This window comes from Filimonas effusa (genome assembly GCF_004118675.1).
GTDB lineage: Bacteria > Bacteroidota > Bacteroidia > Chitinophagales > Chitinophagaceae > Filimonas > Filimonas effusa.
Map to the genome: position 1 here is coordinate 1,047,818 of NZ_SDHZ01000001.1, position 18,870 is coordinate 1,066,687.

13 protein-coding genes and 2 tRNA genes are annotated in these 18,870 nt (G+C 46.8%); 13 read left to right on the plus strand and 2 right to left on the minus strand.

Annotated elements, in window-relative coordinates:
• The first annotated feature begins 7 nt into the window (after window positions 1–7).
• The 5 genes from ESB13_RS03785 to ESB13_RS03805 all read left to right on the plus strand — a co-directional run bounded on the left by ESB13_RS03785 (window position 8) and on the right by ESB13_RS03805 (window position 7,932).
• Window positions 8–835: a universal stress protein gene (locus tag ESB13_RS03785; RefSeq protein ID WP_129001693.1), complete on the plus strand. Its 828-nt coding sequence runs from the start codon at window positions 8–10 to the stop codon at window positions 833–835.
• 139 nt (window positions 836–974) lie between these two features.
• On the plus strand, window positions 975–2,228 hold the full coding sequence (locus tag ESB13_RS03790) for a DUF4861 domain-containing protein (RefSeq protein ID WP_129001694.1): 1,254 nt from the start codon (window positions 975–977) through the stop codon (window positions 2,226–2,228).
• Between the two features lie 177 nt (window positions 2,229–2,405).
• Complete coding sequence (locus ESB13_RS03795) at window positions 2,406–3,140, plus strand: ImuA family protein (RefSeq protein ID WP_129001695.1); 735 nt, start codon at window positions 2,406–2,408, stop codon at window positions 3,138–3,140.
• Window positions 3,141–3,142: 2 nt separating this feature from the next.
• Window positions 3,143–4,645, plus strand: a complete 1,503-nt coding sequence (locus ESB13_RS03800; RefSeq protein ID WP_129001696.1) for a Y-family DNA polymerase — start codon at window positions 3,143–3,145, stop codon at window positions 4,643–4,645.
• Between the two features lie 17 nt (window positions 4,646–4,662).
• On the plus strand, window positions 4,663–7,932 hold the full coding sequence (locus ESB13_RS03805) for an error-prone DNA polymerase (protein ID WP_129001697.1): 3,270 nt from the start codon (window positions 4,663–4,665) through the stop codon (window positions 7,930–7,932).
• 43 nt (window positions 7,933–7,975) lie between these two features.
• On the opposite strand, the gene ESB13_RS03810 is transcribed toward ESB13_RS03805, so the two are convergent.
• Window positions 7,976–8,764, minus strand: a complete 789-nt coding sequence (locus tag ESB13_RS03810; RefSeq protein ID WP_129001698.1) for a glycoside hydrolase domain-containing protein — start codon at window positions 8,762–8,764, stop codon at window positions 7,976–7,978.
• Between the two features lie 443 nt (window positions 8,765–9,207).
• Between ESB13_RS03810 and ESB13_RS03815 the strand changes: the two genes are divergently transcribed.
• The 3 genes from ESB13_RS03815 to ESB13_RS03825 all read left to right on the plus strand — a co-directional run bounded on the left by ESB13_RS03815 (window position 9,208) and on the right by ESB13_RS03825 (window position 10,728).
• Window positions 9,208–9,278, plus strand: a tRNA-Cys gene (locus ESB13_RS03815).
• A 166-nt stretch (window positions 9,279–9,444) separates the two neighbouring features.
• A complete protein-coding gene (locus ESB13_RS03820; protein ID WP_129001699.1) occupies window positions 9,445–10,500 on the plus strand; it encodes a pyocin knob domain-containing protein in 1,056 nt (351 codons plus the stop codon).
• A gap of 156 nt (window positions 10,501–10,656) precedes the next feature.
• Window positions 10,657–10,728, plus strand: a tRNA-Met gene (locus tag ESB13_RS03825).
• 265 nt (window positions 10,729–10,993) lie between these two features.
• On the opposite strand, the gene ESB13_RS03830 is transcribed toward ESB13_RS03825, so the two are convergent.
• Window positions 10,994–11,734 (minus strand): hypothetical protein, encoded by a 741-nt coding sequence (locus ESB13_RS03830; RefSeq protein WP_129001700.1) that lies wholly within the window; start codon window positions 11,732–11,734, stop codon window positions 10,994–10,996.
• 171 nt (window positions 11,735–11,905) lie between these two features.
• On the opposite strand from ESB13_RS03830, the gene ESB13_RS03835 reads away from it, so the two are divergent.
• The 5 genes from ESB13_RS03835 (at window position 11,906) to ESB13_RS03855 (ending at window position 18,835) form a co-directional block, all read left to right on the plus strand.
• Window positions 11,906–13,633, plus strand: coding sequence for a TMF family protein (locus tag ESB13_RS03835; RefSeq protein ID WP_129001701.1), 1,728 nt, complete (start codon window positions 11,906–11,908; stop codon window positions 13,631–13,633).
• A gap of 107 nt (window positions 13,634–13,740) precedes the next feature.
• A complete protein-coding gene (locus ESB13_RS03840) occupies window positions 13,741–14,808 on the plus strand; it encodes a pyocin knob domain-containing protein (protein ID WP_129001702.1) in 1,068 nt (355 codons plus the stop codon).
• A gap of 96 nt (window positions 14,809–14,904) precedes the next feature.
• Window positions 14,905–16,194: a hypothetical protein gene (locus tag ESB13_RS03845; protein ID WP_129001703.1), complete on the plus strand. Its 1,290-nt coding sequence runs from the start codon at window positions 14,905–14,907 to the stop codon at window positions 16,192–16,194.
• Window positions 16,195–16,308: 114 nt separating this feature from the next.
• Entirely contained in the window at window positions 16,309–17,544 is a 1,236-nt protein-coding gene (locus tag ESB13_RS03850) for a hypothetical protein (protein ID WP_129001704.1), read from the plus strand.
• A 121-nt stretch (window positions 17,545–17,665) separates the two neighbouring features.
• Entirely contained in the window at window positions 17,666–18,835 is a 1,170-nt protein-coding gene (locus tag ESB13_RS03855) for a hypothetical protein (protein ID WP_129001705.1), read from the plus strand.
• The last annotated feature ends 35 nt before the right edge of the window (window positions 18,836–18,870 follow it).

Consider the following 18,870-nt stretch of genomic DNA (forward strand, 5'->3'; position numbering starts at 1 on the left):
AATAGCTATGATCCCAACCATCCTGGTCATAACCAATATTTCGCCATCTTCTCAGAATGCACTGAACTATACCTGCCAGCTTTTCCAGAACCAGCAGGCACGTATTATCGTGCTGCGCATATTTGCATTGACATCCGGTTTTGCAGGTGACGGACTGGCAATGGCCGCCATGGCCGAAACTGTGGCCAGCCACGAAAAATGGCTCGAAATAGAAAAGGCAAGTGTAATGGAAGCTTTCCCCGGCCTCGATATTGAAACCCGCATGGTCGCTGGCACATTCGATGAAACGCTGAGAGAACAGATAGCATTGGAAAACGCTGCCGCTGTTGTTTTTGGAGAAGAAGGTGATCATAATGCATTGCTCTCCTGGGATAACTATGTGTTGAATGCATTTATCGACCTGCCGGTACCTGTGCTGCTCGTGCCGGCAGGCGCCCGCTTCAAAACTGTCAGTCATATTGCATTCGCATGTAACTATAAAAGAGAAAACCTGCACGGACCTGTCGATACACTGAAAAAGATGATGACAAGGTTAAACTGCCAGTTACATTTTGTACATGTAACCCCCGAAAACAAAGGCCTTTCCGCCGAAGAACAAACCTGGAAACAACGCTGGCAGAACGAGCTGCACGAATATCCTGTATACTTCGATGAACTCGAAGATAACGATGTGGTGACAGCGCTCGATAGGTTTTGCGAAAGCAGGGAAGTCGACTTGCTTGCCATACGCCCGCATCGTGCGGGTATATGGGCCAGTATCTTTGATAAAAGCCAGACCAGGGAAATCGTAAACCTGAATAAACTGCCTGTACTCGCGCTTCGCTCAACGCCATAATAAACTTGTCCGCAGCCGGTATTTGATCTGCTATAACCTGCACATCCCGCTGCTATCTGCTATCTGTCTTCGCCATCTGTTTAAAATCCTTTAGCTTTATCCATCACAAAGCACCTGGCAGTGAACTAAAGAAAGTGGTATGAAAAAAGTCTGGATAATAATCGTAGCGGCATTGGCGGGAAGCGTCTCTTTCGCTCAGTCAAAAAAACTCACCTTAACAAATCGCCTCGCGCAGCAGCGCCCCGATGAACGCATCGTCTTAACACGCGATCAGGTGAACAGTAAAGTAAAACTCTCCGCCGAAAAACCTTATTGCATTATCACCACCGAAAGTGGTGTCCCCAAAGTAATACAGTTCGATGACCTCGATGGCGATGGCAACTGGGACGAAGCAGCATTCCTGGGTACCTTTGAACCCAAACAAAAACAGGTCTTCCTCATCTCCGCAAGTAAGTCGCCCGCAACAGTAAAAGCAGTAGTGCGCGCCCACGTCCGCCACCGTCATAAAAACGCGGATAATACTTTTGCCGATGCGGTAGATACCGACACCATGCCCTATAATAACCAGCCTACCGATTTCTCAAAGCAGAAACTCCCTCCATATCTTACCGAAGGCCCTGCATGGGAAAACGATAAAGTAGGCTTCCGCAAATATTTCGACGTCCGCAACGCCAACGATATCTGGGGTAAAACAACAGCAAAGATGGTCCTGGAAGAAGTAGGAGCAGACCCCTCCGTATCCTACCACCATTTCAACCCCGCATGGGGCATGGATATCCTCAGGGTAGGCAAAGCCCTGGGCGCCGGAGCCCTCGCCCTGCAAATGCCTGTCAATGGAAAAGACAGTGTCTTCCGCTTCGGCACCAACGTAAAACAAACCACCTATAAGAAACTGGCCGATGGCCCCGTACGCGCCATCTTCCGCATCAGCTACCAGTCATGGCAGGTCGCAGGCCAGTCAGTCGATGTTACGGAAGAGATCAGCATCTGGGGCGGTCAGTATTTCTTTGAGAATAAAGTAACACTACAAAACGCGCCGGCCGGCGCACGTCTCATCACAGGTACAATAGACTTTTATGAAACCGGCTTCCACCCCGTAAAAACAAAAGGGATAACCGGCCTCTATACATTCGGAATACAAAGCGAGAACCACGATAAATTGGGCCTCGCCATCCTGGCACCTGCAAAACAGGTCATCCATACAGCTCCGCTGAATGCAGGCGGCATCGCCAATACCTTTGGCGTTTGGCTCAACCCTCAAAAACAAAAAGCCGTCTATCGCTTTTACAGCTGCTGGGAAAAAACAGATCCCGTTTTCAGCAACGAAACCGCCTTCACAGCATTATTACAACAACAATCCGACGCATGGAATAACCCCATCCGCATAAAATAACCGGGAAACCAGTTCACAAAAGAACAGGGCTGATCAATTAAATGGTCAGCCCTGTTCTTTTTAATCTCCCCGCAGTACTTTACCCCCAAGCGCATAATCTTAACAGAAAAGAAGAATGTATTAGTCTTGTTTGCTAAAAATATTAGTATTTTCGTGTAGCAAAACCGTTCCTTATCCATGAAAGCAGAGATCATAGCACGGCTTCAGAGAGAAATTCTCCCGCTGCAGGGCTTCAAACCCGCGCAGGAGCCGGCTATTGATATGGGATGGAATGAATTGAATAACGCTTTCCCAAACGCCACCTTCCCGCTCGGGGCCGTCCATGAATTCCTGAGTAATACCTCCGAACAGGCCGCTGCAACAGCAGGATTTGTAAGTGGTATAACTGGTCATCTCATGGCACGCGGCGGAGCCTGCCTCTGGCTTACCTCCTCGCGGAATGTCTTTCCGCCCGCGCTCTCCAACTTTGGCATCGATCCCCATCGGGTCATCTTTGTCCATCCGCGTAACGAGAATGAATGCCACTGGGCCATGGAAGAAGCCCTCAAAACCGAAGGCCTCGCCGCTGTCATAGCCTCTTGCAGTAATATCAGCCTCACCGCCTCCAGGCGCCTGCAACTGGCTGTAGAACAATCCGGTAATACCGGTTTCCTGTTACGCCACCAGCCGGCAGGTTTAAACCCCGTCGCAACAATCGCCCGCTGGCGTATCAGCCCGCTGGCTACTCAAACAGATTACAATCTGCCCGGCGTAGGTTTCCCCCGCTGGAACGTCGAACTCCTTAAGATCCGTAACGGCAAACCGGGAACCTGGCAACTGGAATGGACCGCCACCGGCTTCCGTAACATCCCGTCACAACCCCAGGCAATCTCTGTACAGCAGCCCTGGTGGCAGCAGCAAAAAACTGGATGACCATGCAGCAACGCTTTTTATCCATATGGTTCAGGCATCTCTATGCCAATTGGTGCTGCCGTAAAAACCCGGCATTAAGCAGCCTCCCGCTGGTAATTGCAGAACCTCAGCAAGGCCGTATGGTCATCGTTGCCGTCAGCGCAGTCGCATCAGAACAGGGTATTGCCGAAAACATGACCGTTGCCGATGCCAGGGTCTTATGCCCCGCACTTCATGTCCACGACTTTCGGCCGGAACTGCCGCAGCAGTTGCTTACAGCCCTCGGCAAATGGTGTATCGGTTTTACGCCCGTAACGGCAATAGACCCGCCCAATGGCCTCATGCTCGACATCTCAGGATGCCCGCATCTCTGGAGAGGAGAGGGCAACTACCTCAAAACCATCGTCACACGTCTTAGCCACCTCGGCTACGATGTCCGCGCCGCCATCGCCGGCACGCCCGCCACAGCATGGGCTGTCGCCAGGTTCGGACAAACAACACCCATTATTCCACAGGAGCAACAGCTCCAGGCATTACTTCCCCTGCCACCGGCAGCCCTGCAACTCGAACAACCTGTGCTCGATAAAATGCTGAAACTGGGAATGTACCAGGTTGGCAGCTTCATTCATATGCCCCGCCCGGTCCTCCGCCGCCGCTTCGGCGAACACCTGTTACTGCGCATCGATCAGGCCCTGGGGTATAAACCCGACCCGTTACTGCCATTAATACCTCCCAACCCCTGGAGCGAACGCCTGCCATGTATTCAACCCATCGTAACTGCCAAAGGAATAGAAATAGCTATCCAACATCTCCTGGAACGTATTTGCCACCGCCTGCAACACGAAGGAAAAGGCCTCCGCACTGCCACCCTCAAAGCCTGGCGCGCCGATGGTCAGATCCGCCAGATCTCTATCGGCACCAGCCGCCCCGTGTCTGCCATCCAACACTTGTTCCGCCTTTTCGAACTCAAAATAGATACCCTCGAACCCGGTGAAGGAATAGAACGCTTCGTAATGGAAGCCCCCACGGTCGAAGACCTCCCGCCGGCACAGGAATGCCTCTGGGGAGGAACAGGCGCCTCAGCCGGTCAGCACCTGGCAGAACTGGTCGATAAACTCACCGGTAAACTTGGTATTAACAATGTCCGCCGCTTTCTCCCACAGGAACACCACTGGCCCGAACGCGCTGTCAAAAAAGCCTGCTCCCTGAACGAACTGCCCGCATCCACATGGAACCCGCAAAAACGCCGCCCCGTATTCCTGCTGCCCACACCCGAAAAAATTGAAGTGGCAGCCCCCGTACCCGACTACCCACCCATGCACTTCCGTTATAATAACCAGTTGCACAAGATCAAAAAAGCCGATGGCCCCGAACGTATCGAAAGAGAATGGTGGCTCGAAGAAGGCCCCCACCGCGATTATTATACCGTAGAAGACGACCAGGGCAACCGCTATTGGCTCTTCCGCTCCGGCTACTACTCCGCCGGTAAACCTCACAGCTGGTTTATCCACGGCTTCTTTGCTTAAAACAAAAACGAATACGTATGCCCACAGAACCAAACATTACGGAACATATAACTATAAATGATACGCATACCGCAATACAACCGGAACAAAAACAACCCTATGCCGAGCTGCAGGTAACAACAAACTTCAGCTTCCTGCGTGGCGCATCACATCCCGCCGAACTCGTAGAACAGGCTAAAAACCTGGGCTATACTAAAATCGCAATAACCGACAGAAATACACTGGCAGGAGTGGTGCGCGCCCATGCCGCCGCCAGGGAACACGGCATAACTATCATCCCGGCCTGTCGCCTCGACTTGCTTGATGGCCCATCCCTGCTCGCATATCCCACCTGTAAAACGGCCTATGAAAGTCTCTCTACCTTACTTACCAAAGGCAACCTGCGCACCGGAAAAGGCCAATGCGAACTCTATAAGGCCGATGCCTTCCAGCACGCAAAAGGACTGAAGTGGATCATATTACCACCAGGTTCACTCACCGCATCTTTCGAATGGGATCCCATATTCCTCGCTCAGCTGAAAGAATACAAAACCACCTTTGGCAACGACCTCTACCTCGCCGCTACCCGCTTTTACAACGACGATGACTTGAAAAAACTCCACCGCCTCTCTCTTCTGTCACAGGAATTTAACATCCCCCTGGTGGCCACTAACGATGTCTATTATCATATCCCCGATAGACGCCAGCTCCAGGACATCGTTACCTGCATCCGCGAAAAATGCACCATCGGCAAAGCCGGCTTCCGTCTCCAACAAAATGCAGAACGTTACCTGAAACCGGCAGAAGAAATGAACCGCCTCTTTCGTCATTACCCGCAGGCTATTACCAACGCAACCGCTATCGCAAACGCCTGCAACTTTTCCCTCGACTCCCTGAAATATGTCTACCCCGAAGAACTCACAACGGAAGGCCGCACGCCCCAGCAGGAACTAACCTTCCTCGCATGGCAGGGCGCCAGGGAAAAATTCGGAGAACATATCCCTGAAAAGATCAGTAGCGCTATTAATTACGAGCTACGTTTCATGGAAGAAATGAACTACGCCTCTTATTTTTTAACGGTCTACGATATCGTCCGCTTCGCCCGTAAACAAAACATCCTTTGCCAGGGGCGTGGTTCCGCAGCCAACTCTACCGTCTGTTATTGCCTCGGCATTACCGCCGTCAACCCCGATAAATTCGACCTGCTTTTCGAACGTTTCATCTCCTCTGCCCGTAATGAACCACCCGACATCGATGTCGATTTCGAACACGAACGCCGCGAAGAAGTCATGCAATACATCTATCAGAAGTATGGCCGCGACAGGGCTGCAATAGTAGCCACCGTTACACAACAACACAGCAAAGGCGCCATCCGTGATGTAGGAAAAGCAATGGGTTTATCCGTCGATGTCATCAACCGCATCTCCCGCGCCCTCGGTGAATTGAGAGACGATGAATTCGACGAAAAGCGCATGCGTGAACATGGCCTTGATATAAATGACCCATATCTCAAAAAAGTACTGTCACTCACCCAACAATTTAAAGGCTTCCCCCGTCAGTTGGGCCAGCACACCGGCGGTTTCGTCATTACCCAGGGCAAACTTTCCGATCTGTGCCCCATCCTCAATGCCCGTATGGAAAACCGTACCTGCATCGAATGGAATAAAGACGATATCGATACCCTTGGTTTCCTGAAAATAGATGTCCTGGCCCTCGGTATGCTCACCTGCATGCGCAAAGCCTTCGACCTCATGGCTAACCACCATCATAAAAAATATACGCTCGACACCATCCCCGGAGAAGACCCGAAGGTCTATGAAATGATCAGCAATGCCGACACCATCGGCGTCTTCCAGATAGAAAGCCGCGCCCAGCAATCGATGCTGCCAAGACTACGACCCCAGGAATTTTATGATCTGGTAATAGAAGTGGCCATCGTTCGCCCTGGTCCTATACAGGGCAATATGGTGCATCCTTATCTTAAGCGGAGAAATAAAGAAGAAACGGTGAGTTATCCTTCTGAAGAACTTAGAGAAATTTTACACAAAACCCTGGGAGTGCCGTTATTCCAGGAACAAGCCATGAAAATAGCCATCGTGGCCGCAGGATTCTCCCCCGCAGAAGCCGATGCCTTGCGCCGCAGCATGGCAACATTCAAAACTGAAGGCATGGTCGCAAAATTTAGAAAAAAGCTCGTCGACGGTATGCGCAGCAAAGGATATGAAGAAGAGTATGCATTGAGGATTTTCCGCCAGTTGGAAGGCTTCGGCAGCTACGGCTTCCCCGAAAGCCATGCCGCCAGCTTCGCACTCCTCGTTTACGCCTCCTCCTGGATCAAATACTATTATCCCGATGTCTTCGCCTGCTCCCTGTTGAACAGCATGCCCATGGGCTTTTACCAGCCCGCCCAAATTATTACCGATGCCCGTAAACACGGCGTCACCGTCCTCCCCGTCGACGTCAACCATTCCAGCTGGGATAATACGCTCGAAGAAAAACAAGGCGACTATTGCGCCCTCCGCCTCGGCTTCCGACAGGTCAAAGGATTACGCCAGGAAGAAATGCAGCTGCTGGCCTCCGCCCGCTCACAGATGAAAGAAAAGGCAGTAGCCTTCACCACCATTACCACCCTGCACGCCGCCGGCATCTCCCAGTCTGCCCTCGAATGCCTCGCCGGTGCCGATGCATTCACCTCACTCGGCCTCAACAGGCGGCAGGCCCTGTGGGAAGTCTCCGCCCTCCACGATCACCCCACAGGCGTTTTTACCGGGCAACCCTCCGAATCCGAAACAGAACAAAAAGTACCACTCCCCATCCTTACACCCGCCGAACACGTCCTGCTCGATTACAACGCAATCGACCTCTCCCTGAAAGGCCATCCCGTACAGTTCGTCCGACCACAATTGCAAATGCTGCAGGTCACGCCCACAGCCAACCTGGCAAAAATGAAAGACGGCGACTATGTTAAAGTAGCCGGGTTGATACTCGTGCGCCAGCGCCCGGGCACCGCAAAAAACGTATGTTTTATAACCATTGAAGATGAAACCGGCAACAGCAATCTCGTCGTTTTCGAAGAGCGCTTCATCTGTTACAGGAGAGAAATACTCCAGTCAAAATTGCTGATGGTAGAAGGAAAATTGCAACGCGAAGGCGACGTCATTCATGTAGTGGTAGAAGCCTGCTATAACCTGTCGCAGCTCTTACACAAACTGGCAGCCCCAACGCTGCCCGCTACGATAAACAAACGCGCCCAATCTCAAACCAGGCCTGAAGAATCAAAACTCCCCGCCTCAAGAGATTTCAAATAAACGGTCCCCGTCTGCGAATACCTGTTGAAACAAACCCAATGAATTATCGCTTATTGCCTGTAGTAGGTACTATTTTTAAATGATAGGTCCTGGTCTCGCCTGCATTGATAGGTTGCGCCCCGCTGTTATGTTCCAGTAACATCGACTTTCCTTTAATACCTATCCAGAAACCAGCCTTATCCGTTTGTTTCCACAACTCGGGTAATTGTAATTTCAAACCAGCTGTACTGTTACCTTGCCATAACGTAGCTTCCTTTGTGTCTGGATGATCCTGCCACTGCCAGCGCAAAGTATCTGTCTGCGCGCCATATTTTCTGCCCAGGCCTTCCAGCATATCAGCCCACTGAATACTGTAAGGCAGGTGTAACTTGATATCATCAAGCTGTATATCTTCCAACGCAGTAAAGGTAACCGTAAGCGATAGCTGCTTTTGCTTTTCCAGTGTCCCGCTTACCTTCATAGACAGAGCAGGAGAGGAGCTGGTCGACTCCCAGCTGATCTTACGTTTATTCCACTGGGTATAAATGATCTCATTACTGGTAAAGCGGATATCCTTATGCGTAGCCCCGCTTACAACATGCAAATGAATAGGCTCGGTGAACAACGAATCCCCCCGCTGATCTCTTATCTGTAAAGGAAAACCGCTTTTATGTAAAACAATGGTTTGCTTAGCTTTTAATATCGTATCGGAAACAGGATTGACACAGAGGATACGTATTTTATCTCCGTTTGATTTGGTCGTATCAGGAATCGCCTTTTGGCCAAATGCACAAACAGAAGAAACACATATAACCATCAAAAGGCAACGCAATACAGTACTGGGGAATGACATAAGGTTGATTTAGGTCCGCTAAGTTAATACATCCCCTGGTCCTTTCAACCAAAGAAAGGTAAACCGTCAAATATCTTCAGCGGGATAAACCGCTTCAACATGATCCGCTCTGCAAACCCATCCCAACATGTCAGCCATTTGCAGTTATGGCAGTAGCAAAACGCACTATGTCATATTTTACAGCTGGCCCTGCTTTTGCTGCGATGGCATTTATACTATGTTGCTTCACACAAAGCAGGCAGCAACAACCCCTGTTCAAAACCAGTCCGGGAAAAAGTACGCTTTATATACCTGCTTACAAGCTGCCTTAAAGCCGCCTCAAAACTTCTTCCTATCGAATTCATACTCAAACAACTCGATTCCCTTTGATTTTTAAGAAAAACTGCAATTGTATTTTGAAATTCAATCTAATCTCTTATTTTTGCAACCCTTCCAGTACAGAAGGTCGGATGGCCGAGTGGCTAGGCAGAGCTCTGCAAAAGCTCGTACAGCGGTTCGAATCCGCTTCCGACCTCAAAACGGACAAAGCAAATCACATCTCTTTGTCCGTTTTTATTTTACACCACTTCGCTTAATTCTTATTGTCACGGATCAAGTCGATTTGTTGGGGCTGATAAATATTATGCATATAGTTTCGCTAGTTTATCTTCCCCGGAATTCTTAAACCTAAACTCTATACTATGAAAAAGATGCTCCTGCTCTTTTTGCTGGCATCGATCAATTCGTTTGCTCAAAACCTTTTACCCATCCACAGCGACTCTTATGCTGCCTCTATCAACCTTACCGGTCAGAATTTGGACTCAGTTACTGCAGTTGGATTTTATCGTGGTACTTCTATGGTAAACGCTCCCGGAGGAGGGTGGTGGTACATGCTGGTCGAATCGCATAATAATTCCCGCGGAGCGGATGGTTGGACAAAACAAACAATTACAGCTTATGGAGCAGGAAATACTTTCCCTGCAGGAACTACATTTATCAGAAATCAGATAAATACATCATGGACGCCCTGGATGATGCAGTTGCAATTAAATAGAGATGGTAATGTTGGAATAGGGACTACTTCTCCCGTTTATAAGCTGGATGTAAATGGCAGTGTAAGAGCTACTAACCAGACAAACACTGTTTCCGGCGTTTCCTCGATTAATTTTGCGACCTTATCCGATAGTTCCTATAATCACGGCAATTATGAAGCAATCGTAACAACTCAAAGTTTTGCTGCTGGTACACGGCCTGGTTATGGATTTCATGTTGTAAATACTTTTGGCTCCTATTTGTATGCGAATGGACCTTTAGAACTAAGATTAAGAACTGCCGGAGGCGCGGCGGCAACTTTATGGACTTCCGCCAATTTCACTCCGGCAAGTTACCTTCAGTTATCGGGCGGCAGTATTTCTGGCAATTTAACCATAGGAACTACCGCCGCTCAAAAGGCGCTTGACGTAAATGGACCCGTTAAAGCTAGAAGAGTAAAAGTAACTCAGGCAAATTGGGCCGACTATGTCTTCGACTCTTCCTACCAGCTCCCATCGCTTCTCCAGGTCGAAGCCTTCATAAAAGAAAACAAACACCTCCCAGAAGTCCCTTCCGCCGTTGAAGTGAAGAAAGAAGGCCTCGACCTCGGCGATAACCAGGCTATTCTTTTAAAGAAGATAGAAGAACTTACCCTCTATATCATTCAGCAGAACAAAGAAATGGCAGAAATGAAAAAGCGTTTGGCTGATATAGAAGCAAAATAATTAAACTAAATACCAAAGACTCCGCAAGCAATATACGAGGTCTTTTACCATGCGTTTTAATCTCCGATGGTTTGTTTTAGAAACTATTTAACGATATAAACAATGATATAATTGGATTGTATATCAATATGTTCTATATTTGCACTCTAACAACATCGCGAAGTAGAGCAGCGGTAGCTCGTCGGGCTCATAACCCGAAGGTCGGGGGTTCGATCCCTCCCTTCGCAACAGAAAAAGATCAGTAAGATCTTACAATAAAAAAGCCTATCCGTTTTGGATAGGCTTTTTTATTGCTCCTGCTGTACGGTTGCAATAAGAGAGAGATCATGTACAAAAGCTGTGGAGGCGTATAAAATTTAGGATCAAATTGATCCTTGAAACCTGAGAGCTAATGAAGGTACTGTGTTCGCTTGAAGAAGCTCTTGAGTATACTGAAGGTTCGTATTTAAAGCGTAGTTCTTCGTAGACGGGCGAATGTGATTGTTTTATGTAGCTACAAAAAGTTAAAGGGTAGAAAATTGTTCCCGGGAGTATTTTCTTGGTGTTTCGGGGGCTGTTTTGAAGAGTAAAGTAGCCCTGTTTGACAGGTATGGACATAACAAGTCCTGCCATTAGAATGACTGGTTGTTACAGGAGTGCCACAACAGAGGTGGCAGGCGCTGGCTGTCAGGGTTTCTGTTTTTTGAGTACAGCCGGCAGTGGCCATTGGGCTGCCACGGGGTGGTTGTATTATAAGCCACGACCTGAAGGGAGATTGACTAACTGTTATGTTAGGCGACTGTGGCATTACCAACTGATGGAGCACAAGCTTTGTAAATACCGGTTTGGTATTCAGTGAAAGTGTTGCTGCGAAAGAAGAACGTATGGGTTTCCTGTTAGGGTCTGCGGCCTCCAGTTTGCGGAGGTAGCGGCTAATGGTGAAATGCAGGACTTTATTCACTTGCTGTATATCATATCCTTTGCAGAGCATATGCTGGGCTACGCCCACCAGCTGTTTGTAGTGGGAATATTTACGGTGCTGTTCCGGAATGGTTTGATAGAATGCACTGGCGAGTTTAGCTGCCAGCGCTAAACGGGCGGCACTTTTGCGGCTTCCTGCGAATACGGGGTCGGAACGCCAGCGTTCGGCGGTGAGGTTGCTTTTCATACGTACACAGCCAACGCCGCATCTCTTGTAAAAAGAGACGGGATCTATGGTTTTTTCCCAGATAACGGGACCTGTTTGTTTGGCCATGTTTTTTGTTTACGCGTCAATTGTACTATTTTCTGTAAAACAAAATTTAAGTGCTGCATAGTGCTAATGATTTTTTTTATCAAATCGTAGAAAAAAGGGGTGAATGGATAAAGAGGCTTTGTTTCGAACAATACTTACATTGCATTATCATAAACCCACAACCCTTAAACCATGAAAAGAATCCTTTTCACTTTATCTGCATGTCTTATTACAACTTTTGCCTGCTTCTCCCAGGAAACCTTGCAAACTGTTACCGACAGGGGAAGCTCAACAACTAATAATATATCAATAACGGGAACCGGGTCCAATTATATCAATGGCAGAACTACAGCCGATAGTGCATGGACATTCAAGAACTCGGTATCTATAAATTCCGCCTTGCTGGGCGCAATTGGAGCGCCTGCTTTGTTTTCAAGCTGGACTTGGTATAAACCTTATATTTCCGGAATTACCCCCTCTATGATGGTAATCAGAAAGGGGCAAACCGATGTAAACTCATATTTGAAAGATGGATTGTTACTCGTAGATACGCTAAAATGGATCTCTAATGTAAATACATCTGGTTTTAACCAGCTTCAGTTAGCCCCGGTTTTAAACCTTAACGGCTTCTCCGGCATAACCAGGGGCTTGTATGTGAATCCGGTATTAAACAACATTACCAATTTCAGGGCAATTGAAACCAATGTAGCTAACGGACAAGGTATTCAGATCATGGCCAATGGTACAGCTCCCAACTATTTTAGAGGAAGAACAACTGTCGATAGCATATGGGTATTTAATGATATTGCCTATTTTGCAACGCAAACATTTGCTACGGCAATTAAGAGTAATAGCTTAACCTATTATAATCCGAGTTATGGTATGACTATTCAAAAGTCAAATACTGTAACTAATTTTCCTTTTACCAGCGATGCCTTAAGGATCTTTTCGGCTGGTAGCACTAATATCACGAATACTAACTGGAATGGAGTTGGTTCTTATGATTCTATTACCGTCACACAGGATATCACATCTGCTTCAGTTAACCAATTCAGGGTAGGTGGAAAAATTACTCAAACTGGTTTCTCCGGCCCGGTGCAGGGCATTAACGTAAATACACAACTTGTTGGTGCAACCAACTTCAGGGCAATACAAACGAATACTAATACAGGCGCTGGTTATCAGATCTATGCGGCAGGCACAGCCCCATCGTTTTTTAAAGGAAACTTGAGCATCGGGAAAGACACAGCAAGGGCAGTGCTCGATGTGGCGAAATATGTAAGTAATGGCGCCTTGGGAACCGTTTTAGCAAGACTATATGAAGGTGATTCCCGCGCCGATGGAACCTTTCTTGGAGTAAGATCCTGGGGTACTCAAAACAATGAGTACAATGGCAAATCATTTTCAATAGAACACAGTTTTTACGGCGCACTGAATAGTGCTATAAACTTTTACAGAGGATCTTCCGATAAGGGCGGCTATATAACCTTTGCTACATCAGATGGCACTGAAAAAATGCGTATCGATCAAAATGGCTATGTAGGAATCGGCACCGCCAACCCTCAAAGCGCACTCGCAGTAAAAGGCACCATTACCTCGATGAGCGTAAAAGTTACCCGGACAGGATGGGCCGACTACGTCTTCGATTCCTCTTACCAACTCCCGTCACTCGCCCACGTTGAATCCTTCATAAACGAAAACAAACACCTCCCCGAAGTCCCCTCAGCCACCGAAGTAAAAACCAACGGCCTCGACCTCGGTGACAACCAGGTAGTTCTCCTCAAAAAGATAGAAGAACTAACCCTCTACATCATCCAGCAGAACAAACAGATCTCTCAGCAGAGCGAACAAATCACTCGCCAGAACAAAGAAATGGAACAAGTGAAAAAAAGACTCGAACAACTTGAAACAAAAAAATAAATCGACGAATAATATTCTAAGCCGCAGGCCATACCTGCGGCTTTTATTTTTAAGATACCGTTACACTTTTCTTACATTGCAATCCTATAAAACCTAAACTCTTAACTATGAAAAAAGCGATCGGCCTCCTGGCATTCTTTCCCATTTTAAACGATTTATATTCTCAGGAAACATTGAAAAGCGTTACTACACAAGGCGCAGCCACAGATCAAACTATTTTTGTTACTAATAACGTCAGAACCAGCGGTTTGCCGTCAGGCAGGGCGCTAGGATTACAATATGGTGTAAACGAAGACTGTGGCGACATCTTTGCATACGACTTCGCAACATCCACATATAAGAATATATCCATAGCCGCTGGTGGAGGAAATGTAGGCATAGGTAACCAGTCTCCTGCTTACAAGCTGGACGTCAATGGTACAGGGAACTTTTCAGGAGCACTTAGCCAGTCAGGCCATCAGGTTTGGCACGCAGGAAATTTGAATCCGGCAAGGATAGCTAACCTTGCTTTTACAGGAGCTGATGTAAATACCTATACGTTACCTGGATTATATGAGTACGATGGTGTAACTGACGTAGTGGTTAACGCTCCTAACGGTAGCCCCAATGTCAGGATACTCTCAATTGGAAACGAGAACAGATGGACCCAAATGTCATTTCAATATGACGGGCCGGAGGTGTTTTTTAGGTATAAGCTCGATAATAGCTTTAGCGTCTGGCATCGCATATGGAATTCCGGGAATTTCAATCCTGATAATTGCTTTATGTCTACTGGCGGCAATATCTCCGGCAACGTGGTCATCGGCCAATCAACTTCCCCCAGAAGTCTTGATGTAAACGGCAACATCAAAACCCGCAAAATAAAAGTCACCCAAACCGACTGGGCCGATTATGTCTTCGATTCCTCCTACCAACTCCCGTCACTAACTCATGTTGAAACCTTCATAAAAGCCAATAAACACCTCCCTGAAGTCCCCACCGCCACCGAAGTAAAAACCAACGGCCTCGACCTCGGCGACAACCAGGCCATACTATTAAAAAAAATAGAAGAACTCACCCTCTACATCATCCAGCAAAACAAACAGATCTCTCAGCAGAGCATACAAATCACTCACCAGAACGAAGAAATGGAACTTGTGAAAAAAAGGCTCGAACAACTTGAGACCAAAAAATAAATCGACGAATAATATTCTAAGCCGCAGGCCATACCTGCGGCTTTTTTTTGAACAATACATACATTGCAAAATCATTTAATAAACAACACCTAAACCATGAAAAGATTTTATTTGGCCTTGCCTGTCTGTTTTATCTCTTTGGCAACCTTTTCTCAAACGCAGCTGCATACAGAGAAGATCAATATCTCTGGTCCCTCCGGAAATGTCAAACTTCATATTTCTGGAAACGATGCTTCTTATACTGGCGCAGACTTGCTTATACGCCGATACGGAACCAATATAGGAGTGGGGAAGGGGGCAGCAATACAACTGGAAGACAGCTCGGCTACACTCAATAGTCACATCATCCAGGGCTCTGCCGCGGGAATCCAGTTCTTCAACGGCCTGGCTGAAACAGGTTCATGGACCGAGCATATGAGGATTACCATGGATGGTAATGTAGGTATAGGAACAATATCTCCTGCACATAAGCTGGATGTAAACGGAGATGCTAGGTTTTCAGGTAATATACGATCTGTTTTGTCTACAGCTGAGGGAGGAGCGCTATTTCTCGATAATAATTCGAAATCTGGCTCTGATGCTGCTACTTGGGCAATATATAATATGACCGGAGGGTGGTATGGCAATGCTCTTCAATTCTGGCGTTACAGAGCTGATAATAAAGAAGGAATGCCTGCTTTGAAATTATGGGACGACGGCAACGCTGAATTCCTGGGGGGAATTATTTCCGCCGGACAAACAGTTGCACACGCTGGCTTTGTCTCGGGCACAAGTAATGCTGAAGGATTTCACATGAGTCATAATGGAGCTTTTATTAGTGGCTGGAATAGCACCAATACTGTACGCACTGGTTACCTTCAATTCATTGCAGGAAGTGATGTCAGGCTTGATGCAGAAAATGGCGCACGTTTGAGCTTCAGAACTAATGGCCATGAGCGTATGAAAATAGAAGAGAATGGAAATATTGGTATTGGAACAGAAGCTTCTTCCTATAAGCTTGCAGTAGATGGTACAATCGGCGCCCGCAAAATAAAGATAACTCAGGAGGCTTGGCCCGACTACGTCTTCGACTCCTCCTACCAACTCCCGTCACTAACTCATGTTGAAACCTTCATAAAAGCCAATAAACACCTCCCCGAAGTCCCCCCCGCCACCGAAGTAAAAACCAACGGCCTCGACCTCGGCGACAACCAGGCCATACTATTAAAAAAAATAGAAGAACTAACCCTGTACATCATCCAGCAGAACAAACAAATAAACGACCAAAATACCCAGATCATCCAGCAAAACAAACAAGTCGCTCAGCAGAATGCTCAAATCATCCGCCAGACCGAAGAAATGAATCAGGTAAAAAGAAGATTAGCTGAATTGGAATCCAGGCTATAAAACTAGATGCCATTAACATATGTTCAAAGCCGCAAGTGCCAACCTGCGGCTTTTATTTTTAAGTAATCCCTGCGCTTTCTTACATTGCAGCATTATAAACCTAAACTCTTTTCTATGAAAAAAACAATTAGCCTGCTGGCTGTAACAACTCTTATTTGCAATTATGCTTTCTCCCAAACTCCAACGTTGCAGGAGGTAACATCACAGGGAAACATAACCAGCAAGCCAATCATACTTAACTCCACATTTAATAGTAACCCGAATAATACAGGAGGAGATGCTATTTACAATTCAATAGACTTCCTTTCAGGCTTTAATATCCCGATAGCCAGTATTCAGTCTTTTGTCTCTAACGGCCATTTTCAGGATAGAGGCGGACTGAAATTCTACACTAATTCAAATGGAACTTTAACGCCCAAATTAACAATTGAAGACGGAACTGGTAATGTAGGTCTAGGTACCACTACTCCTGCCTATAAATTGGATATAAATGGTTCGGCAATTGCTCATGGAGAGTTGATAAGTAGCATAGATGATCTGGGTGGTGGAGGTGGCCGCATTACTCTCGTAAATCCGGGAAAAACTGAAGCAGGAGCAGCTAGTACCTGGAGGATCTTTAATATGGGAGGATCGTATAATAATAGTCTTCAATTCTGGGCATATGATAATGCCGGCTGTGGTTCGGGATTATGCGAAAATAAATTTACAATTTCGGACAACGGAAATGTGGGAGTTGGTACAATGAACCCTGCATATAAAATGGATGTAAATGGAACAGGAAGGTTTGGTATTGCCAAAATAGGATCAGGTATTGAACAGGGGTTTTACCAGGATGCTAGCAACGGCGCATACAGGTCACTAAATAATGGTGACAATGGCTTTTACTTCCAGGACAATGGTGGCGCCAATACAAGCATGTTCATTGGATTATTTGGACCTTTCTCTGGCAGAGTTGGAATTGGTACCATCCGTCCCCAAAGCGAACTTGCTGTAAAAGGAACCATTACCTCTATGAAAGTCAAAGTCACCCAAACCGGCTGGCCCGACTACGTCTTCGACTCCTCCTACCAACTCCCATCCCTCCCCCAAATCGAAACCTTCATCCACCAAAACAAACACCTCCCCGAAGTCCCCTCCGCCACCGAAGTAAAAACCAACGGCCTCGACCTCGGCGACAACCAGGCCATCCTATTAAAGAAAATAGAGGAACTCACTCTCTACATCATCCAACAAAACAAACAAATCGACCAGCAAAACAAGCAGATAAACCAACAAAATACACAACTCATCCTGCAAAAAAAACAGATGGAACAAATCGAAGGACGTTTACAAAAGTTGGAGACCAGGTAAGTAAGAACTGGATACAATTAAACTTTCTTTAAGCCGCCGCGTCCTTCGGTATTTCTGGCCAGCGGCTTTACTCAGGTAATACTTTCTACTTTACTTTATTACTTTAATCTAAACGCTTAATATGATACATCTACTCCGGTTCACATCAACTGAATTAACACAATCTGTCACTTGTCTTCTGCCATCTTCTGCTTTAAATAAAGCTATCTGCAGGGTAGTATCTCTGTTTATTATGGTATTGTTTTTCGGAAGCATCTTCGCTCAGAATACATTTCCTTCTACCGGAAATGCAGGTATCGGAACTACCACTCCCCAGGCCCCACTTCATATAGTCAACGGATACCAGGATATCATGTTGGCAACAGGCACCAATTCATCAGGTTACGTCCTGACCGTAGGCCTAAACGACGACGGAGTGAATTTCGTAAACAACTCAACCGAACGCGGATTCAATTTTACTAATGCACGTGGATCGCGCCTTTCATTAGGATATTGGGGAGGTTTTTCTTCTGTTAATAACAGTGGCAGCTTTATCTATAACGGTCTTGGTGATGTATCGTTCCGGATGATAGAACGTGGCTCAGGAGGAAGGGCCATAGTGCATGGATTCGATAATAAACTCGTTCTTAACTATGATGGCGATTTTACCGGCGGCACCCAACTGGGCAACAGCGTTTATTTCCCGGCTAATACCGGCAATTCCTATATTAATGGAGGTAACGTTGGCATAGGCACAAACTCTCCATCTCAAAAGCTGGAAGTGAATGGTAATGCATTTGTCAACGGTACACTGATATTGCCATCTGGAGATATCTATTCTGATGGAAATAATATGGCTTATTTCCATAATGGGGGCTTCATATGGGCTAATAGTAACAATACTCAAACAAAAATGGAATTAACTGCGCAGTCCAATTTACTCCTTTACGGAAATATGTTTGTTGGCACTACGGCAGATCAGAGAAATCTCGACGTAAATGGTAATGTTAAAACAAGAAAGATAAAAGTCACCCAAACCGGCTGGCCCGACTATGTCTTCGACTCCTCCTACCAACTCCCATCCCTCCCCCAAATCGAAACCTTCATCCAACAAAACAAACACCTCCCCGAAGTCCCCTCCGCCACTGAAGTAAAATCAAACGGCCTCGACCTCGGCGACAACCAGGCCATCCTTCTAAAGAAAATCGAAGAACTCACCCTCTACATTATCCAGCAAAACAAGCGAATGGATCAGCAATCTGCCGAACTCGAACAGGTCAAAAAACGCCTCCAACAACTGGAACCCAAATAACAATAAACGCGATTTTACCACCGCTTAAACGCTCC

Excerpts from the sequence above, each read along its gene's own strand:
- ESB13_RS03800 (WP_129001696.1), top strand. The coding sequence starts at position 3,143 with ATGCAGCAACGCTTTTTATCCATATGGTTCAGGCATCTCTATGCCAAT.
- ESB13_RS03855 (WP_129001705.1), top strand. The coding sequence starts at position 17,666 with ATGATACATCTACTCCGGTTCACATCAACTGAATTAACACAATCTGTC.
- ESB13_RS03820 (WP_129001699.1), top strand. The coding sequence starts at position 9,445 with ATGAAAAAGATGCTCCTGCTCTTTTTGCTGGCATCGATCAATTCGTTT.
- ESB13_RS03850 (WP_129001704.1), top strand. The coding sequence starts at position 16,309 with ATGAAAAAAACAATTAGCCTGCTGGCTGTAACAACTCTTATTTGCAAT.
- ESB13_RS03790 (WP_129001694.1), top strand. The coding sequence starts at position 975 with ATGAAAAAAGTCTGGATAATAATCGTAGCGGCATTGGCGGGAAGCGTC.
- ESB13_RS03795 (WP_129001695.1), top strand. The coding sequence starts at position 2,406 with ATGAAAGCAGAGATCATAGCACGGCTTCAGAGAGAAATTCTCCCGCTG.
- ESB13_RS03810 (WP_129001698.1), bottom strand. The coding sequence starts at position 8,764 with ATGTCATTCCCCAGTACTGTATTGCGTTGCCTTTTGATGGTTATATGT.
- ESB13_RS03835 (WP_129001701.1), top strand. The coding sequence starts at position 11,906 with ATGAAAAGAATCCTTTTCACTTTATCTGCATGTCTTATTACAACTTTT.
- ESB13_RS03840 (WP_129001702.1), top strand. The coding sequence starts at position 13,741 with ATGAAAAAAGCGATCGGCCTCCTGGCATTCTTTCCCATTTTAAACGAT.
- ESB13_RS03805 (WP_129001697.1), top strand. The coding sequence starts at position 4,663 with ATGCCCACAGAACCAAACATTACGGAACATATAACTATAAATGATACG.
- ESB13_RS03785 (WP_129001693.1), top strand. The coding sequence starts at position 8 with ATGATCCCAACCATCCTGGTCATAACCAATATTTCGCCATCTTCTCAG.
- ESB13_RS03845 (WP_129001703.1), top strand. The coding sequence starts at position 14,905 with ATGAAAAGATTTTATTTGGCCTTGCCTGTCTGTTTTATCTCTTTGGCA.
- ESB13_RS03830 (WP_129001700.1), bottom strand. The coding sequence starts at position 11,734 with ATGGCCAAACAAACAGGTCCCGTTATCTGGGAAAAAACCATAGATCCC.